The sequence below is a fragment of the Streptomyces sp. NPDC058401 genome, from assembly GCF_042722885.1.
Taxonomy (GTDB): Bacteria; Actinomycetota; Actinomycetes; order Streptomycetales; family Streptomycetaceae; genus Streptomyces.
In genome coordinates this window covers 1-6,194 of the sequence record NZ_JBHXKA010000236.1, presented here as the reverse complement: position 1 = coordinate 6,194, position 6,194 = coordinate 1, and the positions used below count along the sequence as shown (strand labels likewise).

Here is a 6,194-nt window from a genome sequence, read left to right as displayed (position 1 = left end):
CCCAGGGGGTCCGGGCGCAGCCCGGGGCCCCGCTTTCAGCCCGTCCGGCGTTTGAGGACCGGGTCCGGGCTGGCCCGGGGAACGGTGGAAGGGCGGGTAGGGGACTTCGCCCCGCAGGGCGACCCAGCCGCACCCGCCCACCGGGCCCGCGCCGGGACGGCGGCCACCGCCGGACGGAGTCCGGCGCAGCGGCGCGAAGCCGGTAAGGCCCGTCAGGGCCGCACCGCGCGAGCGGAGCGTCAAGAAGGTGTGGCTCAGTGGCAGATGGCCAGTGCGTCCAAGGCCACCGCCCCCTGCCCCCGCGGCAACACCATCAGCGGGTTGATGTCCAGCTCCGACAGCTCGTCGCCCAGTTCCATCGCCATCCGCTGGACCCGGAGGATGACTTCCACGAGCGCGTCGACGTCCGCGGGCGGTGCCCCCCGTACGCCCTCCAGGAGGGCGTGCCCCCGGAGCTCCCCGAGCATGGCTCGGGCCTGGTCCTCCCCGAAGGGGGGTACTCGGACGGCCACGTCGTGCAGGACTTCGACCAGGACCCCGCCGAGTCCGACGGTGACCGTCGGGCCGAAGAGGTCGTCCTGGGTGACGCCGACGACCATCTCGACGCCGCGTTCGACCATCTGGCAGACGAGGATCCCGTCCAGCGGGACGTTCTCGTAGCGGGCGATGTCGGTCAGTTCGCGGTAGGCGTCGCGGATCTGGCTCGCCGAGGTCAGGCCGATCTTGACGAGTCCCAGTTCGGTCTTGTGCGCGAGCTGCGGCCCGGAGGCCTTCATGACGACCGGGTAGCCGACCAGTCCGGCCGCCCGTACGGCTGCTGCGGCGCTGGTCACCAGTTGTTCGCGGGGCACGCGTATCCCGTAGGCGCGCAGGAGCTGCTTCGCCGCGTGTTCGCTGAGCTGCTGGCCGGGGCGCATGAGGGCCTGGGCCTTGCGGAAGGAGGGGGAGGTGGTGCGCGGGGCGTCCTCGAAGGGGGAGCGGTAGGCGGCGGTGAAGCGGTGGTGGCCCAGGTAGGCGCGGACGGCGGTGATGCAGTTGCCGAAGGTGCGGAAGGTGGCGACCCGGGAGGAGCCGAGGAGCGTGGTGCGGTAGGCCTCTTCCGTGCCGACCGGGGAGCCCCAGATCACGCAGATCAGCTTGTCCGTCTGCTCGGCCGCGTCCACCAGGTCCTGGGCGAGTTTGTCGCTCATCGGGGGGAAGGGGCCGGTGATCGGACAGATCAGGACGCCTACGGAGGGGTCCGCGAGGATCGCGTCGATGATCTTGCGGCCGCGCCAGTCGCCCACCGGGTGGCCGCCGTTGTCCACGGGGTTGGAGACGCCGAGGTATTCCGGGATCCACTGGTGCAGCTCGTCCTGTTTGGCCTGGGAGAGGGTGGGGATGTTGAGGCCCGCCTCGGTGGCCAGGTCGGAGAAGTGGGCGCCGGTGCCGCCGGAGATGGAGTAGACGACGACCCCGTCGGCGAGGGGCTTGCGGGCCCGGGCGAGGAGGGCGGCCGTGTCCTGGAGTTCGTCGAGGCCGTCGACGCGGATGACGCCGAACTGGCGCATGGCGGCGTCGACGACGGTGTCCGCGCCGGTCAGCTTGCCGGTGTGGGAGGCGGCCATGCGGGCGCCGGTCTCGGTGCGGCCGACCTTGACGGCGACGACGGGGACGCCGTTGCGGGCGGCCCGGTCGGCGGCGAGGAGGAACTGCCGGCCGTCCTTGAGGCCCTCCACGTAGCAGGCGATGGCCCCGACCTCGGGCTGCTCGGCGAAGTAGGAGATGAAGTCGGAGGTTTCGAGGTCGGCCTCGTTGCCGGTGGGCGCCCAGTGGGAGAGGCGGATGCCCAGCTCCTGGAGGGTGTAGACCGGCCGGCCCTGGTGGCCGGACTGGGTGATGAGCGCGATGGCCGGGCCGTCGAGGTCGTCGCGGAACTTCTCGAAGGCGTTGAGGTTCGTGTTGGGGCCGAGCAGGCGCAGGCCGGAGCGCCGTACGGCGGCGCCCAGGCGGGCCTGGGCGGCTGCGCCCTCGTCGCCGGTCTCGGCGAAGCCGGAGGCGAAGGCGACCGCGAACTTGACCTTGGCCTCGGCCAGTTGCTCCACGATGGGGAGCGGGTCGGCCACGAGGAGGACGGCGAGGTCCACCTGTTCGGGCAGGTCCGCCACGGAGGCGTGGCAGGGCAGCCCGAAGACCGTGGCCCGGGTGGGGTGGACGGGGTGCAGCCGGGCTCCCACGCGTTCCGCCCAGGCGATGAGCTGGCGGGTGATGCCGGTGTTGGGTCTGCCGTCGGCGTCCGAGGCGCCGATGACCGCCACGGACTCGGGCCGGAAGAACCGGTCCAGGTCGGGAGCGTCGGCGTGCAGGGGCCGACCGCTGACGTCCAGCGCGACCGCGTCCTCGGCGGAGGGGGCCGCTGTGGAGTGAACGGCCGTCCTGGGGGTCTCCCCGCAGGCCTCGACACGTGCGCGGAAGTCGGTGGTGAGGGTGCCGTGAGTAGATCCAAGCATCGTTCCGCCCGCTCCTGCTCGATGAACCTCGACGAATCTCAATAACTGACGCGTAGTCAGATTACTGAACTGACGTGCCGTCAGGAACAGGGATGCACAGGAAAGCTGGTGGAGGTGATGTGTGGAACGCCCGCGGCCCGACCCCCGGACACCTCCCGGGCCCGGCCCCCGGATGGTTTACGGGGTCGTCCAGGGAACGGTCTCAGATCACCGGGACCCGGTCCAGACCAGTATTCGGCCGAGGTCAGAGGGCCCGCAAGGCCCCGCGGGACGGCCGCGGCGCGCCCGGGGGACCCCGCGGCCGCCCGGGATCCTCACCACTCGCGGGGTGCGATCAGCTCCTCCACGTCCGCGTCCGCAAATCCGTACGCGGAGGCCACGAACGCGAAGTCCTCGGCTATCTCCTCGCGCGCCACGGTCTCGATCTGGCTCCCCGCGGCCTCGAACTCCGCTTCCAGCAGGTTGAACTCCTCGGTCGCCGCCCCCGTCAGCACGTACAGCCCGGCCAGATCGGAGGGCTGCTCGGCCTCGATGCGCGCACACAGTCGGAGCAGGATCCCCCGGCCCTTGTCGAGGACGTGATCGGGGTAGTACGCGTCTTTGTAGAGCGGCTCCAGGAAGGAGCGGGCAGCTGCTTGGTCGTTCGTGATCGACACGGTGATCCCCCATGGTCCTGGTCCTGTGCAGGGTCGATGTGCCGATGGTGCACCAGCCCACTGACAACCGGACCCGTCGCTGTGGAAGGACGGTGATCGATCCGCTCCGGGGGCGGACAGGGGCGGCACGGCGGGCGTGGCGTCCCGATTTGTGCGGGTTGTCGGGTGATGATGACGCGGTGCGACTTGATCACGTGTCCTATGCGGTGGCCCGCGACAGCTTCGTCTCGACCGTCCAGTGGATCGGATCGGCCCTGGGCGCCGGGTTCGTCGACGGCGGCGTGCACCCACGATTCGGCACCCGCAACTTCATCCTCCCGCTGAGCGGCGGCACCTACGTCGAGGTCGTCACCACGCTCGACCACCCCGCCGCCGACCGCGCACCCTTCGGCCAGGCGGTCGCGCGCCGCGCCGCCGAGGGCGGCGGCTGGCTCGGCTGGGTGGTCTCCGTCGACGACATCGCCCCCGTCGAGGCCCGCCTCGGCCGCACCTCGGACGAGGGCCACCGGGTCCGCCCCGACGGGTTCGACCTGCGGTGGAAGCAGATCGGCGTACGGGAACTGATGGAGGACCCGCAACTGCCCTTCTTCCTGGAGTGGGCGGTGCCCGTCGAGGAGCGCCCGAGCGCCGACCCGCGCACCCCCACCACCATCCACGGCGTCTCCATCGCCGGCAACGCCGCCTCCATCGCCGAATTCCTCGGCGAACCGGCCGACCACCCCCTCGACCAGATCGACGTCACCTGGATCGAGGACGAGGAACCGGGCCTGGTCGCGGTCGAGTTCGCCACCGCCCACGGGCCGGTCACGATCTGACCGGGGTCGGACCGCACCTGGATCGATCCGGTCCTGTCCGGTCCGCGAACAGGACCTAGTCGGGGAGCGTGCGGGCGATGCGCCTGGCGATCTTCTCCGCGTCCAGGGCGAGTTCGCGGAGGTTGCCGCTGATGGGGTTGGTGAAGCCCGTGAAGTACAGGCCCGGGGCGTGGGGCGGGGTCTTGGCGCCGTGCGTGCGGGGGCGGCCGCGGTCGTCCAGTACGTCGAGGGCGCCGAGCAGGCCCTCCAGGGCGCGGCGGTAGCCGGTGGCCGCGATCACGGCGTCCGGGGTGATCCGGGAGCCGTCCGCGAGGACCACCTCGGCTCCGTCGAACGAGGCGACGGCGGCCACGGGCTCCACCCGGCCCGTGCGGACCGCGTCGATCAGGCCGACGTCCTGGATCGGGATCGCACCCTGCCTGACCCGGCTGTAGAGGCCGGTGGTGGGGCGCGGGAGTCCGTACGCGGACAGGTCCGGGACCGAGAGCTTGCCGACGATCGCGCCGAGCCGGTCGACGAGCCGGACCGGGAGGCGCCGGACCAGGATCCCGGTCCGCTGGGAGGGCCAGCCGGCCGTGGAGCGGCGCAGGATGTGCGGGGCGGTGCGCACCGCGAGCCGGACCCGGGCGGCGCCGCCTTCGGCGAGGTCGACGGCTATCTCGGCGCCCGTGTTGCCGACGCCGACGACGAGGACGTCGCGGCCGGCGTAGGGGGCGGGGTTGCGGTACTCGGCTGCGTGGGCGAGGGGGCCCGGGTAGGTGTCCCGGCCGGGCCAGTCGGGGATGAAGGGGGTGTGGTTGAAGCCCGTCGCGACCACGACCGCGCGGGCCGCCATGACGCGGCCGCCGGTGGCGTGGAGGGTCCAGCCGGGGGCGGGGGCGCCCTTGGCCGGGGCGCCCGTGGCCGGGGTGTCGGGGTGGGCGTCCGGGGCCGGCTCGATGCTGGTCACCTCGATGCCGGTGGCGATCTCCAGCTCGTGGAACTCGGCGTACTTCTCCAGGTACCGCACCACGTTCTCGCGCGCCACCCAGCGTCCGAAGCGGCGCGGAATGGCCAGGCCCGGCAGGGCGGAGAGGCGGCGGGTGGTGTGCAGGTGGAGGCGGTCGTAGTGCCGCCGCCAGGAAGCACCGACCGACTCCGACTTCTCCACGACCACCGCGCGGATCCCGCGGGCGCGCAGCGCGGCGGCGACGGCGAGGCCGCCGGGGCCGGCGCCGATCACGTAGACCGGGCGGGGCTGGGTGGACAGGTCGGGTGCTGTGGGGGCTCCGGGCATGAGGTGTGAGCGTATCGCCGTACGGGGGCGGTGGGTCTCGGACGAGGAGGGAATCGGTTGCGGATCGATTACGGGGAGTGGGCGGGTGGAGTGGGGCCTCGTGGGCGGGGGCTTGGGGGGGCTTGTGGGATGGGGTGGGATCCGGTGAACTGACGGTACGTCAGATGGGTGTGTCCCGGAGGAGTGGTGTCGTGAGTACTGGAGCCGGTACGGCTGCGCGGTTCGACCTGCCGGAGATCGACGACTTCACGCGGCCCTACTGGGACGCGGCGGCGCAGGGGCGGCTGCTGCTGCGGCGCTGCGGGGAGTGCGGCAAGGCCCACCACTACCCGCGGGAGTTCTGCCCGGCCTGCTGGGCGGGGGAGGACCGGGTCACGTGGGAGACGGCGAGCGGGCGGGCCACGCTGTACACCTGGTCGGTGATCCACCGGAACGATCTGCCGCCCTTCGGGGGGCGGGTGCCGTATGTGGCGGCGGTGGTGGATCTTGCGGAGGGGCCGCGGATGATGACCGAGGTCGTGGGCGTCGTGGGCGGGGACGGTCCGGCGTCGGCGTCGCCGTCGGAGCCGCCGTCGGGGTCGGGGCCGGGGCCGGCGTCGGAGCCGGAGCCGGAGCTTCGGGTCGGGATGGAGCTTGAGGTGACCTTCCGGGAGGCGGCGGAGGGTATTTGGGTGGCGGTGTTCGCTCCGCGCCTGCACTGAGCGGCGGGCCGCCGGTTGGCCCCGGCCCTGCGGGGCGAAGTTCCCCTACCCGCCCTTCGCCCGTTCCCCGGGCTCTGCCCGGACCCGGTCCTCAAACGCCGGACGGGCTGAAGCGGGGTACCGGGCTGCGCCCGGACCCCCTAGGGCTCCGCCCCAGACCCCGCGCCTCAAACGCCGGCGAAGCTGAACTTGACGCAGCCCGACCGAAAGCAGGGAACCGGGCTGCGCCCAGACCCCTGGGGCTCCGCCCCAGACCC

5 protein-coding genes are annotated in these 6,194 nt (G+C 72.6%); 2 read left to right on the top strand and 3 right to left on the bottom strand.

Annotation, left to right across the window (positions count from 1 at the left end):
• Positions 1 to 254: 254 nt before the first annotated feature.
• Both ACFWNV_RS38925 and ACFWNV_RS38920 read right to left on the bottom strand, forming a co-directional pair.
• On the bottom strand, positions 255 to 2,489 hold the full coding sequence (locus ACFWNV_RS38925; protein ID WP_383956861.1) for an acetate--CoA ligase family protein: 2,235 nt from the start codon (positions 2,487 to 2,489) through the stop codon (positions 255 to 257).
• Between the two features lie 314 nt (positions 2,490 to 2,803).
• Positions 2,804 to 3,145 (bottom strand): DUF5713 family protein, encoded by a 342-nt coding sequence (locus ACFWNV_RS38920; protein WP_383956858.1) that lies wholly within the window; start codon positions 3,143 to 3,145, stop codon positions 2,804 to 2,806.
• 179 nt (positions 3,146 to 3,324) lie between these two features.
• Here ACFWNV_RS38920 and ACFWNV_RS38915 point away from each other — a divergent pair, with 179 nt between their 5' ends.
• Positions 3,325 to 3,960 (top strand): VOC family protein, encoded by a 636-nt coding sequence (locus ACFWNV_RS38915; RefSeq protein ID WP_383956855.1) that lies wholly within the window; start codon positions 3,325 to 3,327, stop codon positions 3,958 to 3,960.
• A gap of 55 nt (positions 3,961 to 4,015) precedes the next feature.
• Here ACFWNV_RS38915 and ACFWNV_RS38910 read toward each other — a convergent pair whose 3' ends face one another.
• Positions 4,016 to 5,236: a flavin-containing monooxygenase gene (locus ACFWNV_RS38910; RefSeq protein ID WP_383956852.1), complete on the bottom strand. Its 1,221-nt coding sequence runs from the start codon at positions 5,234 to 5,236 to the stop codon at positions 4,016 to 4,018.
• Between the two features lie 191 nt (positions 5,237 to 5,427).
• Between ACFWNV_RS38910 and ACFWNV_RS38905 the strand changes: the two genes are divergently transcribed.
• Complete coding sequence (locus ACFWNV_RS38905) at positions 5,428 to 5,937, top strand: Zn-ribbon domain-containing OB-fold protein (protein ID WP_383956849.1); 510 nt, start codon at positions 5,428 to 5,430, stop codon at positions 5,935 to 5,937.
• Positions 5,938 to 6,194 lie beyond the last annotated feature (257 nt).